The organism is Acidovorax sp. 107, assembly GCF_003058055.1.
In the GTDB taxonomy this organism is placed as follows: Bacteria; Pseudomonadota; Gammaproteobacteria; order Burkholderiales; family Burkholderiaceae_C; genus Acidovorax.
Map to the genome: position 1 here is coordinate 1,596,804 of NZ_QBTZ01000001.1, position 13,088 is coordinate 1,609,891.

Here is a 13,088-nt window from a genome sequence, read left to right on the forward strand (position 1 = left end):
CGATGCCTATTTGCCCGCCTTGGAGACCTCCTGGGCTACCAGCTCAGCCAGTTGCTTGGCGCCAAAGCTGGGCAATGGCCGCCCATTCACAAAGAAGGTCGGGGTCTTGTCGACCTTGAGGGCAGTCAGGACCTGCACATCCTGCTGCAGCATCGCTTCCAGCGTGGGCGATGCCATGTCGGCCCGAGCTCTCGCCATGTCCAGACCTGCCTGCTCGGCCGCACTGTAGGCCAATGCCAGATTGGGACTTCCATGGTCTGCCCACTGTGGCTGTGCCGCCAGCAGGGACTCCAAGACCAGGAGGTACTTGTCCTGCCGCCGGGCGGACTCCAGCAGCTTGACCACCTCTCCCGAGCCCTGGTGAAACGGCGCATACCGAATGACCAACCGTACCCGGGTAGGATACTGCTTCATGAGATCTTTCACGACCGGATAGAAAGCGCGGCAGGTTTCACACGCGGGATCGAAGAATTCGACAATTGTCACGGGCGCCTCGCGGGGACCGATGACCGGCGAATGCATGCGCACCAGCCGCTCAGACTGCTCGGAGGCCTGCTGCTCTTGCTTGCTGTGCACACGGCTCTGGTAGAGACTCGCACCTACCCCGAAGGCGGCAAGTGCGACGCCCAGCACGAGGGCGATGATGTATTTGCGGTGGATCATTTTGCTGTTTTGCGCAGATAAAGGCAGAGTGAAACGGCGATAACAATGAACGCCGTCAAGGAAAGCCAGGGCAGTTCAATGCCATAGAAAAAGTCGAGCTTCTGATCGGCGCAGGACACTCCTACAGCGCATGGAACCCATGCCCTGGGAACCAGGCCTGCAGCCAGAAGGCTGTGGTACCCCGCTACGGCCGCGCCTGCAATCGCCAGGGGCAAGGCATAGACCGCTCCCCGGCGGTCATCGCTGTAAAAGGCCATGCCCAGCACCAATGCCAAGGGGAACATGGCAATGCGCTGATACCAACACAGCACGCAGGGGGCCATGCCCATCACCTCGCCGATGAACAGCGCGCAGCCAGTTGCCACAACAGCGGTCAACCAGGCGGCTAGAAGCAGCAATGAGGTCCTTTTCATCGGTGCCTCCATTGCATCCTCAGGGGAGTGCAGCAAGGGGGTGTCGCAGGACTACTTGCGGTGGTTTGCGGGCCAGGCGGCCCAATGGCTATGGACATGAAGAGATCCCGAAGGCATGCGTCAAGGCCGGCCCACAGGGGGCGGCACGCTTGGCAGGGATCGCAGTGGATTGCTGGGCGATACCCTGGTCAGGCCAGGGCGTGCCACTGAGGACGTTCGGGACGGCTGGCAGGCACTGGGGACCAGCGCGCTCTGATAGAAATGCCAAAGTGCTCCTGCCCGACGGCCGCGCAAACGCCGCGCCGCGCGGGCAGCGCCTCTGGACCCTGGGCGTGGCATGTGCCGCACTCCACTTCGATAGCGGCAGTGCCCATTCGAGCTGACTCCCGAGCCCGCTTCTCGTCGGCCGCAGCCAGGCCCATTTGGTGGTGTTCGCACAAGTGCCGTGCTGTCATGAGCGAAACCCCGTACTCCGGCGCGCTGTCGTGCGGCCCCACTGCAGCCCAGACCAATTGCAGCGGCAAAAGCACCAGCAAAAGAACAAGCAGTGGGGAGCGCATCCAGAAAATTGTACTGGCGTCTCGAACGCAGTCGGCACGCGCGCAAGCATGCAGGCGCGCCGGCCGTGCGGGCCACACGGCACGCCCGAGTGGGCGCTATGAACATAACAAACTTGTAATCCTGCGGTGCGCAAGCTGTCGGCATGCGCTCAGCAAACTGTCTGTTGATTTCCACGCAGAAGTGACCCACTAACCCCCGGGATTTCCATCCAAACCTGACCCACGTACTAACCCTAACCTGCTGCTTTGCTGAGCAGCAGGAGACCAGGAGTGATAGACGTGGCAACACTGAGTGTCATCAGGCGCTGGGCCCTGCGAGAGCAGCTGTCCATCCGGGAGATCGCCCGCCGCACGGGCCTCTCGCGCAACACCATCCGCAAGTACCTGCGCGTAGGCGAGGCCGAGCCGCACTATGCCAAGCGGGTCAGTCCATCCAAGCTCGATCCCTTCGCCTTGAAGCTCGCCGGCTGGCTCAAGACGGAAGCTGGCCGATCCCGCAAGCAGCGGCGCACCATCAAGCAGATGTACGTGGATCTGCAGGCGCTCGGTTATGGCGGCTCCTACAACCGTGTGGCGGCCTTTGCGCGCCTCTGGCACGAGCAGCGCCTTGTGGCACAGCAGACCACTGGCCGTGGCACCTTCGTTCCCCTGACCTTCGGTCCGGGTGAGGCCTTCCAGTTCGACTGGAGCGAGGACTGGGCTGTTCTCGCTGGCGTGCGCACCAAGCTGCAGGTAGCCCACTTCAAGCTCAGCCACAGCCGAGCGTTCTACCTGCGCGCCTACCCCCTGCAGACGCACGAGATGCTGTTCGATGCCCACAACCATGCATTCGTAGTCCTGGGTGGCGTGCCCCGCCGTGGCATCTACGACAACATGCGCACCGCTGTAGACCGGGTGCGCCGTGGCAAGGAGCGCGACGTCAATGCGCGCTTTGCGGCCATGGTCAGCCACTTCCTGTTCGAGGCCGAGTTCTGCAATCCCGCGTCGGGCTGGGAGAAGGGCCAGGTGGAGAAGAACGTGCGCGATGCCCGCCATCGCCTGTGGCAGGTGGTGCCGCCATTCCAAAGCCTGCCCGATCTCAATGCCTGGCTTGAAGAGCGCTGCGTGGCGCTGTGGCACGAGATCGAGCACGGCAAGCTGCCGGGCACCGTCGCGGATGTCTGGGCTCAAGAGAAGGCAACCTTGATGCCGATGCCCCGGCCCTTCGATGGCTTTGTGGAGCACACCAAGCGCATCTCACCCACCTGCTTGGTCCACTTCGAGCGCAATCGCTACAGCGTGCCGGCGCCGTATGCCAATCGGCCGGTGAGCCTGCGGGTCTACGCCGATCGCCTGGTGGTCGCCGCCGAAGGCCAGATCGTGTGCGAGCATCAGCGCCTGATCGAGCGTAACCACCACGGTACGGGTCAGACCGTGTACGACTGGCGCCACTACTTGGCGGTGCTGCAGCGCAAACCAGGAGCTTTGCGCAACGGCGCCCCATTCCTGGAGCTACCAGCGGCCTTCAAGCGACTGCAGGCCACCTTGCTCAAGCAACCCGGCGGCGACCGGGAGATGGTGGAGGTACTGGCACTGGTGCTGCACCACGATGAACAAGCTGTGCTCGCTGCAGTGGAGTTGGCACTGGAGTCAGGGGCTGCCAGCAAGACCCACATCCTGAACGTGCTCCACCGCCTGCTGGACGGTAAGCCCGCCCCAGCACCGGTCACATCGCCGCAGGCCCTCAAGCTGGCGGTGGAACCCCAAGCCAATGTGCTTCGTTACGACCAATTGAGGGAGGTGCGCTATGCGTCATGACCCTGCCATCGCTTCCATCGTGATCATGCTGCGCGAGCTCAAGATGCACGGCATGGCCCAGGCAGTTGCAGAACTGGCTGAGCAAGGTGCACCGGCCTTCGATGCGGCGCAGCCCATCCTGTCCCAACTGCTCAAGGCCGAGACCGCCGAGCGAGAGGTGCGCTCGGTGGCCTACCAATTGAAGGTGGCCAGGTTCCCGGCGTACCGGGACCTGGCTGGGTTTGACTTCGGCCACAGTGAGGTGAACGAGGCACTGGTACGCCAGCTGCACCGCTGCGAATTCTTGGAGAACGCCAACAACGTGGTGTTGGTGGGTGGCCCGGGTACGGGCAAGACCCACATCGCCACAGCCCTCGGGGTGCAAGCCATTGAGCACCATCACCGCAGGGTGCGGTTCTTCTCCACGGTGGAGCTGGTCAATGCACTGGAAGAGGAGAAGGCCCAGGGCAAGCCGGGGCAGATCGCGCACCGCCTAGCCTATGCCGATCTGGTGATCCTGGATGAACTGGGCTACCTGCCATTCAGCACGTCAGGAGGAGCCTTGCTGTTCCACCTGCTGTCCAAGCTGTACGAGCGCACCAGCGTTGTGATCACCACCAACCTGAGCTTCAGCGAATGGGCCAGTGTGTTCGGGGATGCCAAGATGACCACGGCACTGCTGGACCGACTCACGCATCACTGCCATATTCTGGAAACGGGTAACGACAGCTACAGGTTCAAGAACAGCTCCGCACAGCAACCACCACAGACCACCAAGAAGGAGAAGGCGACCAAGAACTTATCCACAACGTGAGCGTGAAGCTCACGAACCAGGGTGGGTCAAGATTCGATGGAAATGGTGGGTCAGCTTTGCGTGGAAATCAACATCGAGCGTCTTCTACTAGTCGAGGCCATCAGCATTAGCGTGCGATGCGTCGTCGCCCTCAGAAAAGCGTGGCCATCAGGCGCCGAATCCCGCCAACCTCACCCGATACGGCGGGAACGCGGCAGGCACGCCAAGGTACCAGTGCGTGAGCTCCCGGAAGATCTTCGCCTTCGGCGGGCCAGCGACGACGGGACAACACGCGACTTCACCGCAACCGAGGCGACGCTGATCTACAGGCGCACCAAAAACCTACGTGCCTTGCAACTGCTCCTGGGGCACTCCAAGCTTGAGTCGACCGTGAGAGCGGGACCGCTGCGCCCCTGCTGGCAGCCTAAAGACATCGATTGAAGCGCGTGGCCATGGCCGCTATGCGGTACATAGCGTGAGTTCGGCTATACGAATCGAACGGCAGCAAGCGCTGCAGAACCGGCGTCCGGCTTGGCTGCTACAGGCTGATCTCAGTCATTCGTCGATCGAGGCTGGAGTGACTGCTGTTGCCACAAGCCGTCGTGTGCCCTGAGCAACCGTCTTGGAAGTCAAGCGCAATGGTAATTTGGATCCCAAGTGGAGCCGTGCTTGGCAATGGCGTTACACAGCAGCAACGCCGTGAACGTCAGCATGACGACGCGGCAGCCCAGGCGCCTCGTCAGCAGTGCAATGACGGCGCCCCGACAGCTCCGAACAGCGCTGTGACCGTGATCGCTTGGCCAGCGGCGCCGTCGCTGATGCCCAGGTCGGTGGCCATCGCCGTCAGCAGGCTGATCGACAGGAATTCGGCCATCACTAGGCCGAACACGCCCAGCGTCAGCGATGCGATGGCGGGCCAGATTGAAGTGTCTGCAGCTGGCTTGGAAGGCGACTGCACGGGGTTGCCCGAGCAGGTAGAGCCACTGGACGAGGAAGACACTAAAACCCCTTCAAGAAGACGGGAGGCGATACCAAGCTTGGCAACCAGCCATTGCCAGAAAAGACCGGGATCGAAGACGGCTGCTTTCACAACCGCTTCACCCCGTGACCAAAAGCAGCTTGAGGATCTGCTGGGGAACATCGCCAAGCTCAGCCGCATTTGTAAGTTGTTTTTTGTGGTTTTCTGCGCAAAATGCTTCCAAAAAACCAACTTACAAACTGTCGAGCACAAGAAATGTGCGGTGCTGGAGCGCCTTGTTATGAGTTTCCACCACATGATGTACGATCTATTGTGTATTCAGTAATATTTTTTTCATCATTACCTTGATATACATACCTAAACACGACACCTTTAGATAAAGCGATCAACATATTTTCGCTTCCACACAGGCTTTGTGACATAACTGGAAAATAGATTGATTTTACTTCTTCTGGGTCCACTTCATTAGAGGATGCAGAGACTACCGTATTCAAGAAAGTGATTTGCAGTCCATTCTTTTTAACGCTTTCCAATCTCATTTCATCATTTATCATTTTTGGTGTTTTGCCATTTGACTCGGCAACCAAAGCATCAACAATGTCTTTAGCATCAATTTTTTCAATTTCTTTCGCACTTGTATTGAGTGTCGCAATACCTCTATAGGCTCCAAAAACAATGACCGCCAATAAAATAAATGCTGATAGTTTCTTAATCACAAAATAACCTCCAATATTCTCATAACTTGGCGATGGCAAAGTCAAGAGGCGGCGCACGTTCATCGCTACTACGCCGTCGAACGAGCGAGAAGACCGCTCGCTGCAACAACGTGATGAGGCCAAATTTATGCGTTGGCTGCGCCGTCCACCGTAAGTTCCGCTCCGTTGATCGACCGAGCCTGTGGACTGGCAACAAAGGCATACAGAGCGGCCAGCTCGTCGGGGTCCGCGTAACGCGGAATCGCCATGCGCTGCAACTGGAACTGCGCATGCTCGCCGTCCGCGGGATTCATGTCCGTGTCGGTTGAGCCCGGGTGGATGACATTGACCGTGATACTGCGGGAGCCGAGGTCGCGTGCCAGCCCTTTGGTGAGGCCGATCAATGCGGCTTTGCTTGCCGCATACAAGGTCATTCCGCCTCCCGGCACACGAGTCGCTAGGTTGCTGCCTGTGTTGATGATTCGGCCACCATTGCTCATGTAGGCGAGCGCCGCTTGCGTGGCGACGACAACCGCACGCAGGTTGACAGAAAGGGTCTCGTCAATATCCGCGAGGCTGGCGGATTCGATGGAGCCCGTGCGGAAGATCCCGGCGTTGTTGACCAGGATGTCGAGCCCTCCGAGTTCTGCCGCTGCGCGATCGACCGCTGCTTTCACTGAAGTCGGGTCGGCTGCGCTCATCGGGACCGTGACGGCATTGCGTCCGGTGCTGCGAATCGCCTTGGCAATCGCATCCGCTGCCGTGGCGGACTTCTCGTAGCCAATTGCGACATCGGCACCTTCAGACGCAAGGCGACGCGCGACCGCAGCTCCGATTCCACGGCTTGCGCCAGTGACAAAAGCACGTTTTCCAAGAAGTGTTTTCATGATTGCAAGTCCATTTATGTATCGAACGGTGCCTAATGTTGGCGAGCAGCCGAGTTGTGCCGTGCACAGACGCAATCCGTCCCGACCTGCTGGCCGGAACTCGATGCGGAGATTCCCGAATGGGGCTGGCCCTGCGGCTGAAGCCCCGGATCCTGAAAGGAGCGCCCTGTTACGCCTTGTGAGGCGACGTATTCGAGTAGCGCTTCGCAACGTCCCGAAGCCGTTCGCCAAAACGCCTGGCCGTCTCGATATCGCCTTCCAACATTTCGTCAACCCCCGCATCGACCGGTGTTGTGGCCATTGCGCCTGAAGATGAACCGACATAGTTCACGTCGTTGCGCAGAGCTGCCTTGGTATTGGAGGGCATCATGCCGGTGCCCACCCACAGGCCGCTGTGTTGCATGGCAAATGTCATGAAGTACTGCAAGGTGGACAGCTTGTCGCCGCTCATGCTTCCGCTGTTGGTGAAGCCTGCGAAGAGTTTGTCTTTCCATTTCTGGGCCATCCAGGCCGCCGAAGAGTCATCGGCAAATCGCTTGAACTGCCAACTCGCGCTACCCATATAAGTGGGTGAGCCCAGCACAATCAAATCCGCGGCAGCCAGCCCCATCCAGGCGGACTCAGGCAGAGTACCTTGCGCATCAATCTCCAGCAATGCGGCCTCCGCACCTTGGGCAACGGCCTGTGCCAATCGACGGGTATGGCCGTAGCCGGAATGGTAGACAACCACAATGGATGGCATGGTGTGTGTCGCCGTCATTGGGCAGCCCTCCAGCGCTCAGCCGTTTCCAGCGCATAGTCGCGGTAGCTCCGCAACGACGTGCCCAGTTCTTGCTGCATGCGCTCGACTGCACCAGCGGAGCCCACCTCGCCATCCATCTGCATGCGCGCCATCATCAGCCGCATGTCGTACGCCATCCAGGCGGGTGCAAAACTCCGGAACCGCGCTTCAAAAGGTCCGATGTCGTCACCCGCGTACCGGACGGTCTTGCCTAGCACATCGCTCCATACAGCTGCGGCAGTTTGACCCGACAACGCGATTGGCCCCACGACATCCAACACCTCCGTTGGCAAGGGTTCGCTTGCGGCGTCTCGGCGCAGCAGATGTCGCGCGGCAACTTCCGCCACGTCACGCGCGTCCACCATGGAAATGCCTGCACTGCCGATAGGCATGGGGTACACGCCCCGCTCCAGAACATCGGACTGAATCAAGGCATCGTCGTTCTGCATGAAGTAAGCGGGACGCAGAATGGTCGCGTGCATACCGAGCTGTCCGATCATGCGTTCCACCGTGTGCTTTCCAGTGAAATGCGGAACATCGGTGAAACGGTCGCAGTGCATGACAGACAGGTACACGATGCGTTCGATACCCGCTTCGCGCGCCAGGTTGAGCGCAATCAGTGCCTGGGTAATTTCGTCTGCGGCCACAGTGTTGAGCAAGAAAAGCGTTCTCGCGCCAGCCATGGCAGCGCGCATCGAATCCACGTCCTGGAAGTCTCCCTTGACCGCCGTAACGCCGGGTGGAAACTGTCGCTTCTCTGGTGTTCTGGAGAGGGCATGAACGTCTGCGCCTTGCGCGGCTAGCAGCGCTACCACATGTGAGCCGATAAGCCCCGTGCTGCCCGTAACGAGTATGGTCATTAAAGTTCCTTGAGTGTGTGCAATGGTTTCGTGAAGCGGGTCTACGGGCAGGCAAGGAAGCGATCCATGTGTGCTCGTTCGACCCGGCAACAAGCTGAATTGTTTATGGTTTAACCTTGCACAAATAGACTCGTTGTGTAGACACCGGCGTACCGAAATATGAACAATCAAAACTACTCGATCGACGATCTCCAGTGGTTCATCAAGATCGCGGAGGCAGGGAGCCTCTCAGGGGCTTCTCGCCAACTGGAGGTTCCCAAATCAACCTTGTCGCGCCGCCTGGCGCGCATGGAAACGGCAGCAGGGGTCAGCCTCGTCAAGCGCAATACCCGAGCCTTCGCATTGACCGACGCTGGCCAACGCCTGCTGGACGGAACAAGTCCGCTGATCCATAAATTGAACGCCGTCACCCATGACCTTCTTTCTCAGGATCAGACGCCAAGTGGTCGCGTTCGCCTAGCTGCGTCAGCGACATTTGGCAAAGTTGTGCTGCTTCCGCTGGTGACTGAGTACCTGTTCAAACACGAACATTTGGAACTGGATGTCAAGCTCAGCAACCGCCACGTCAACATCGTCGAAGAAGGCATTGATCTGGCGGTGCGCATTGGCGAACTTGCCGATTCCAGTCTGAAGGCCCGTGCCATAGGCACCGTACGTCCAGCTCTATTTGCAAGCCCCGCTTATGCGAACCAACATGGGTTGCCGGTGCATCCCGGTGAACTCAGTGCTCACGCTGGCCTGCTGCAGTCGAGGGAAGCCGCAGAAATCAAGCTGCATTCGCGAAGCAGAACCGCAAAAGGACTTTTGCGCTCACGTTTGATCATCGGCCCTTCCGACGCCTTGCTGGCGCCGACATTGGACGGACTGGGAATCGCCGTACTGCCCGAGTTCCAGGCAGCGCCGCTGGTCGCATCAGGTAAATTGGTCAGAGTGCTGGAGGGCTGGCAAATGTCCGCGCTGAAAGTCCAGCTTGTCTACCCCATGCAACGCCATCAATCGCCAACAGTTCGGGCACTGATGGCGTTTCTCGCGGAACAGATCCCCAAAAGGTTGAAGACACTGTAGATCTGAATCGCCCCGGCATTCCTAGACACCGTTGAGCCGTTGGGAATGTCGCTGTTCGAACTCTACAGGGGATAATCCTGCCGCCGATGAATGACGGCGCTGTGAGTTGTAGAACATTTCGATGTAGTTGAAGACGTCCGCTCTCGCATCATCACGGGTTGCATAGACCCGCCTGCGGATGCGTTCGCGCTTGAGCAGTTGGAAGAAGCTCTCGGCCACAGCGTTGTCGTGGCAGTTGCCACGCCGGCTCATGCTGCTGACTAGGTTGTGGTCGCGCAGAAAGGTCTGCCACTCGTGGCCGGTGAACTGACAGCCTTGATCGGAATGAACTATGACAGGTGCACGCGACTGGTGGGGCCATAGCGCCATCAGCAGTGCATCGAGGACCAGGCTCGTGTCAATGCGGCTGCCCATGGACCAGCCCACTACCTGGCGTGAGAACAGATCGACCACAACCGCTAGGTACAGCCAGCCTTCGTGGGTTCGGATACCCTCTTTCGCGAAGCCATTTGCCTGCACAAGCAAAAGCACATGTACGACGAATAAAAATCTCAGGCGCATCGTCTTCTCCCTCGAATAAGGCTATTGTTTGCAGCAATTGTCTTGGATGGCCGCACCGCTTCGCATGCGTACTCGTCGGCCTGCGCTTGCACTGGCAACGCAGGTTGCGTTGGTGCCGCCTGAATCTGACCTTGTTCGGTGAGTCCGGCGAATCGAAGCTCAGCTTCCTGACGCCGCCGTGAAACCACGCAGTCGGCGGCACCGTGAGTCGTTGCTTTAGGACACCCGCTTAACCGCCAGAGCAATATTTGGTTTGAACGCCCGGCCAATCGTCACAGCGGCAACGACGCTCGGACGATGGAAAGCAAATCCTCGCTTGGCTCCTGATCGAAACGGGCCACGCCGTTGTTCGTCAACAGCACCGTCAAGCGCTTGGGGCGCATGAACCGGATCTGAACCTTCTCGATAACATGCTTCTTACCGTGTACGAGTGCCTGGGTTGCCCCGAGAACGTCGACACTGCCCTTGATGACCGCTTTGGCCTGGACATTGGAGGCGAGTTCCATCGCTCCCAATTGCAGTGAATCCACGATCCCCACTTCGTTCAAGCGCCGCTGCACTTCGCTCGCCCAGTCCAGCACGTTGACCGAAAGCGGGCTGATCGCCAAAGCAAAGTCGGTTGCCTCCGCCAGCCGGCTGATCATGGTCTGAACGCCGCGGGGGGCGTCCACGAGTTCCAATCCTGGGCCGGCCACTGCCGCCTTGAATTCACAACTTCGGTATTCGACGCGGTGAAAACTCGCCTCCACCCCAAATGGGTCGGTAACGGTATCGTCGTACTCGATCTTCTCCACGAATCTGGCATCGAGAAAATCGTCTCTGACCCGATCCAGAACGAAGCCTTCGACCTGCTCTCCATCAAACGCCTTCACGCGAAGGCGTTTGGCCAGAACTCGCATAGAGATTGGCCATCGAGCCTTTAGCCAGCGATAGCGTTTCATGAAGTGGTCCCCGCTTCCGAATCCGCACCAGCACCCGCCGCCTCGGCGAGCAATTGCGCCAAGACGGTACGGGCAGTCTTCTCGATCATCGCGAGCAGGGTTGCCTTCTCCGCCTCGCTTACCGGGCGGATGTTCTTTGTATACGCGCCATTCTTGAACTTGAGCGCACCATGAATGGAGTAGCGAAACTTCTTGCCGGCCTGCCGATCCTCAAAGCCCGCGTCGCATTCGATGATCGCGTAGGGGTGGACGTTCTGCTTCGCGCGCCAAGTGATCGACGTGATGAAGAAGCCCTTGTCCTTCAGCTCTTGGTACATCTCGGAGGCGACCAGGTTTTCACCGCTGAGCGCCACGTTCTCGACCACGCCGAGCATCTTCTCTTCGGCCTCGTCAACGTCGTCACCGTCCATATCGAAGTCATCGTCCTCTTGCTCCGAGGTCGAATGGGCGACCCGCAGGCGTGAGACGGTCATCAATGGAAAGTCGGGTAACGACGAGATCAGCCGCGTGAAGAACGTCGTTCGCGCCTCAGCCGAGGTCAGGCCAGTCAGCTCAATCTCTTCGAGTTGCACAACGGCCTTCTTGTGAGCTTCAATTCGCTCCCGCAGCTTGTCGACCATGGCACGGGCGCGGTCGGTTGCCGGTATGCGGATCTCGGTGCGCTCCCCGACCTTGGTGAAAACCAACTCTGCATCTCGATCTTGGCGCTGCAGCAGCCGCGTCTTGGAGTAGTCAAACTCGGAGTAGGTCACGTTCATGACGAATTCGGATTCGCTCTTCTTGTGGGCGCGAACGACCTCCTGGACTTCGGCCTTTTGGTATTCGCTGACGATCTCCTTGAGCTCGTCTGGCGACAGTTCGGTGTTCAACGAGATCGTAGCCGTCTTTTCGCCCCGCTTCGAGGCCTCGCGCCGCTCCAGAATGCCGCACACATCCGCGTAGTCGTGTGGGAGCAGCGACAGGTACTGAACCAGCGCCTCTCTTGACTCGGCTGGCGAACTGAAGATGCCGCGGTCGCGCAGCAGCTCCAGCAAGACCGCTTCCGTCACCTTCTGCTTGGCGGAGAACAGCAGGTCGTGGATCTCTTTGTTCGTGGCGAAATACAGCTGCCCAGGATCACGCATAGTCCATCCCCAGATCGATCGAAGAGAACTCCGTGATGGCCTGCGTCATCTTCGTGTAGCCGATGGCGTTGACCTTCGCGGCCAGCTCAGTCGAGTGGCCGTCGTCGCCCAGGCTCTCGACGTAGCGCTGCTTGGCCTTTTGAAAGCGTGCAGCGGCTGCAGCATCCGAGGCCATGGACCGAATGTCCACCTTGGTCGCATCCTCCAGGACTTGGTAGTGGCGCAAGAAATCGAGAAGGTACATGAACTCCTCTTCGGTTTCTCCGGATCGGCGATAGAACACGATGACACCTCGCTGGGCGAGAGCAGGCCCATGTTTGTACTCGAACACGATCCAAGGCGATGTCAGCATCTCCAGCGTGGCCGCGCGTGCCTTCTCCGGCTGGAGATTGGCTCGTCCGTCCAATTGCGGATAGAAGAACTTGCAATGCTGCGCCGCCGGCAAGGCAGCTGGCCCAGCGGCGCCACGCAGTTGTCGAATGTCGTACCGAACGTTGTCGATCCAGTGCACGTCGCGCGGGCCCAAGACGAACAGCCGCGCACCCTTGGGCAGCAGCAGATCCTTGGGCGTGGCTGCGCTCAGCACAGACGAGAAGTCCTTGTCGTACTCACCGTCGTGGTTGTAGACGAAGAGCAGTCCGCAGACGTTCGGCGTCACGTTGCCATGCATGTAGAGGTCCCGCCAGCGCTCGCTCTTCTCTGCGCAGGCGATCTGCTTCGCGAGGCTGGCAATGGCCCCCTGCAAGGTCGCGGTAGTGATGGAGCCCTTTGCGTAGCTCTTCAGGTCGCAATGAACGAACGTCCTGCGCTGCGCATACGGCTCGTCGTAGTAGAAGACCACATCCGCCGGATGCGTGTCGACTCCATGAAGGACCTTGTCCTCACAGGGCCAGTTCTGATCTTCGGGGCCGACCTTTGTCCAGAAGAATTCTGAGAACACTTCATCAGACAGTTTCATAGCCATTAATGCGATCTTGCTCGTTTCTGACA

General features: G+C 59.2%; 13 protein-coding genes and 2 pseudogenes. 4 read left to right on the forward strand and 11 right to left on the reverse strand.

Annotated features, from left to right (window positions below):
• Window positions 1-6: 6 nt before the first annotated feature.
• Window positions 7-663: a thioredoxin domain-containing protein gene (locus C8C99_RS07645; RefSeq protein ID WP_108625392.1), complete on the reverse strand. Its 657-nt coding sequence runs from the start codon at window positions 661-663 to the stop codon at window positions 7-9.
• Window positions 660-1,076, reverse strand: a complete 417-nt coding sequence (locus C8C99_RS07650) for a disulfide bond formation protein B (RefSeq protein ID WP_056419932.1) — start codon at window positions 1,074-1,076, stop codon at window positions 660-662. The genes C8C99_RS07645 and C8C99_RS07650 overlap by 4 nt, the downstream gene beginning before the upstream one ends.
• An 830-nt stretch (window positions 1,077-1,906) precedes the next feature.
• Between C8C99_RS07650 and istA the strand changes: the two genes are divergently transcribed.
• The 3 genes and pseudogenes from istA to C8C99_RS24410 all read left to right on the forward strand — a co-directional run.
• Window positions 1,907-3,433: an IS21 family transposase gene (gene istA / locus C8C99_RS07655; RefSeq protein ID WP_108625393.1), complete on the forward strand. Its 1,527-nt coding sequence runs from the start codon at window positions 1,907-1,909 to the stop codon at window positions 3,431-3,433.
• Entirely contained in the window at window positions 3,423-4,226 is an 804-nt protein-coding gene (istB, locus tag C8C99_RS07660; protein ID WP_108625308.1) for an IS21-like element ISThsp10 family helper ATPase IstB, read from the forward strand. Before istA ends, istB begins: the two co-directional genes overlap by 11 nt.
• Window positions 4,227-4,454: 228 nt before the next feature.
• Window positions 4,455-4,646, forward strand: a pseudogene (locus C8C99_RS24410) (hypothetical protein); the annotation flags it as partial.
• Window positions 4,647-4,944: 298 nt separating this feature from the next.
• Here C8C99_RS24410 and C8C99_RS24415 read toward each other — a convergent pair.
• The 5 genes from C8C99_RS24415 to C8C99_RS07690 all read right to left on the reverse strand — a co-directional run bounded on the left by C8C99_RS24415 (window position 4,945) and on the right by C8C99_RS07690 (window position 8,407).
• A complete protein-coding gene (locus C8C99_RS24415) occupies window positions 4,945-5,481 on the reverse strand; it encodes an MFS transporter (protein WP_124514002.1) in 537 nt (178 codons plus the stop codon).
• Window positions 5,463-5,963: a hypothetical protein gene (locus tag C8C99_RS23825; protein WP_124514001.1), complete on the reverse strand. Its 501-nt coding sequence runs from the start codon at window positions 5,961-5,963 to the stop codon at window positions 5,463-5,465. The genes C8C99_RS24415 and C8C99_RS23825 overlap by 19 nt, the downstream gene beginning before the upstream one ends.
• 62 nt (window positions 5,964-6,025) lie before the next feature.
• The gene (locus tag C8C99_RS07680) at window positions 6,026-6,766 is read right to left on the reverse strand and encodes an SDR family NAD(P)-dependent oxidoreductase (RefSeq protein WP_056419724.1); all 741 of its coding nucleotides are present in this window, start codon (window positions 6,764-6,766) and stop codon (window positions 6,026-6,028) included.
• A 169-nt stretch (window positions 6,767-6,935) separates the two neighbouring features.
• Entirely contained in the window at window positions 6,936-7,508 is a 573-nt protein-coding gene (locus tag C8C99_RS07685; protein ID WP_056419935.1) for a flavodoxin family protein, read from the reverse strand.
• 14 nt (window positions 7,509-7,522) lie between these two features.
• A complete protein-coding gene (locus C8C99_RS07690) occupies window positions 7,523-8,407 on the reverse strand; it encodes an NmrA/HSCARG family protein (protein ID WP_056419726.1) in 885 nt (294 codons plus the stop codon).
• Window positions 8,408-8,566: 159 nt separating this feature from the next.
• Here C8C99_RS07690 and C8C99_RS07695 point away from each other — a divergent pair, with 159 nt between their 5' ends.
• Window positions 8,567-9,472 carry a LysR family transcriptional regulator gene (locus C8C99_RS07695; protein ID WP_082493268.1) on the forward strand — a complete coding sequence of 302 codons (906 nt, stop codon included), beginning with the start codon at window positions 8,567-8,569 and terminating at the stop codon, window positions 9,470-9,472.
• A 21-nt stretch (window positions 9,473-9,493) separates the two neighbouring features.
• Here the strand turns inward: C8C99_RS07695 and C8C99_RS07700 are convergent.
• The 4 genes and pseudogenes from C8C99_RS07700 to C8C99_RS07715 form a co-directional block, all read right to left on the reverse strand.
• Window positions 9,494-9,961, reverse strand: a pseudogene (locus C8C99_RS07700) (IS3 family transposase); the annotation flags it as partial.
• A 344-nt stretch (window positions 9,962-10,305) separates the two neighbouring features.
• On the reverse strand, window positions 10,306-10,974 hold the full coding sequence (locus C8C99_RS07705; protein ID WP_124514000.1) for a hypothetical protein: 669 nt from the start codon (window positions 10,972-10,974) through the stop codon (window positions 10,306-10,308).
• Entirely contained in the window at window positions 10,971-12,098 is a 1,128-nt protein-coding gene (locus tag C8C99_RS07710; protein ID WP_056419734.1) for a hypothetical protein, read from the reverse strand. Before C8C99_RS07710 ends, C8C99_RS07705 begins: the two co-directional genes overlap by 4 nt.
• Complete coding sequence (locus C8C99_RS07715) at window positions 12,091-13,056, reverse strand: hypothetical protein (protein ID WP_233247172.1); 966 nt, start codon at window positions 13,054-13,056, stop codon at window positions 12,091-12,093. The genes C8C99_RS07710 and C8C99_RS07715 overlap by 8 nt, the downstream gene beginning before the upstream one ends.
• Between the last annotated feature and the right edge of the window lie 32 nt (window positions 13,057-13,088).

Bases quoted from the DNA above. Each gene is read 5' to 3' on its own strand.
- C8C99_RS07710 (WP_056419734.1), bottom strand. From the start codon at position 12,098: ATGCGTGATCCTGGGCAGCTGTATTTCGCCACGAACAAAGAGATCCAC.
- C8C99_RS07690 (WP_056419726.1), bottom strand. From the start codon at position 8,407: ATGACCATACTCGTTACGGGCAGCACGGGGCTTATCGGCTCACATGTG.
- C8C99_RS07680 (WP_056419724.1), bottom strand. From the start codon at position 6,766: ATGAAAACACTTCTTGGAAAACGTGCTTTTGTCACTGGCGCAAGCCGT.
- C8C99_RS07705 (WP_124514000.1), bottom strand. From the start codon at position 10,974: ATGAAACGCTATCGCTGGCTAAAGGCTCGATGGCCAATCTCTATGCGA.
- C8C99_RS07645 (WP_108625392.1), bottom strand. From the start codon at position 663: ATGATCCACCGCAAATACATCATCGCCCTCGTGCTGGGCGTCGCACTT.
- C8C99_RS07650 (WP_056419932.1), bottom strand. From the start codon at position 1,076: ATGAAAAGGACCTCATTGCTGCTTCTAGCCGCCTGGTTGACCGCTGTT.
- istB (WP_108625308.1), top strand. From the start codon at position 3,423: ATGCGTCATGACCCTGCCATCGCTTCCATCGTGATCATGCTGCGCGAG.
- C8C99_RS07685 (WP_056419935.1), bottom strand. From the start codon at position 7,508: ATGCCATCCATTGTGGTTGTCTACCATTCCGGCTACGGCCATACCCGT.
- C8C99_RS23825 (WP_124514001.1), bottom strand. From the start codon at position 5,963: ATGAACGTGCGCCGCCTCTTGACTTTGCCATCGCCAAGTTATGAGAAT.
- C8C99_RS24415 (WP_124514002.1), bottom strand. From the start codon at position 5,481: ATGTGGTGGAAACTCATAACAAGGCGCTCCAGCACCGCACATTTCTTG.
- C8C99_RS07695 (WP_082493268.1), top strand. From the start codon at position 8,567: ATGAACAATCAAAACTACTCGATCGACGATCTCCAGTGGTTCATCAAG.
- C8C99_RS07715 (WP_233247172.1), bottom strand. From the start codon at position 13,056: ATGAAACTGTCTGATGAAGTGTTCTCAGAATTCTTCTGGACAAAGGTC.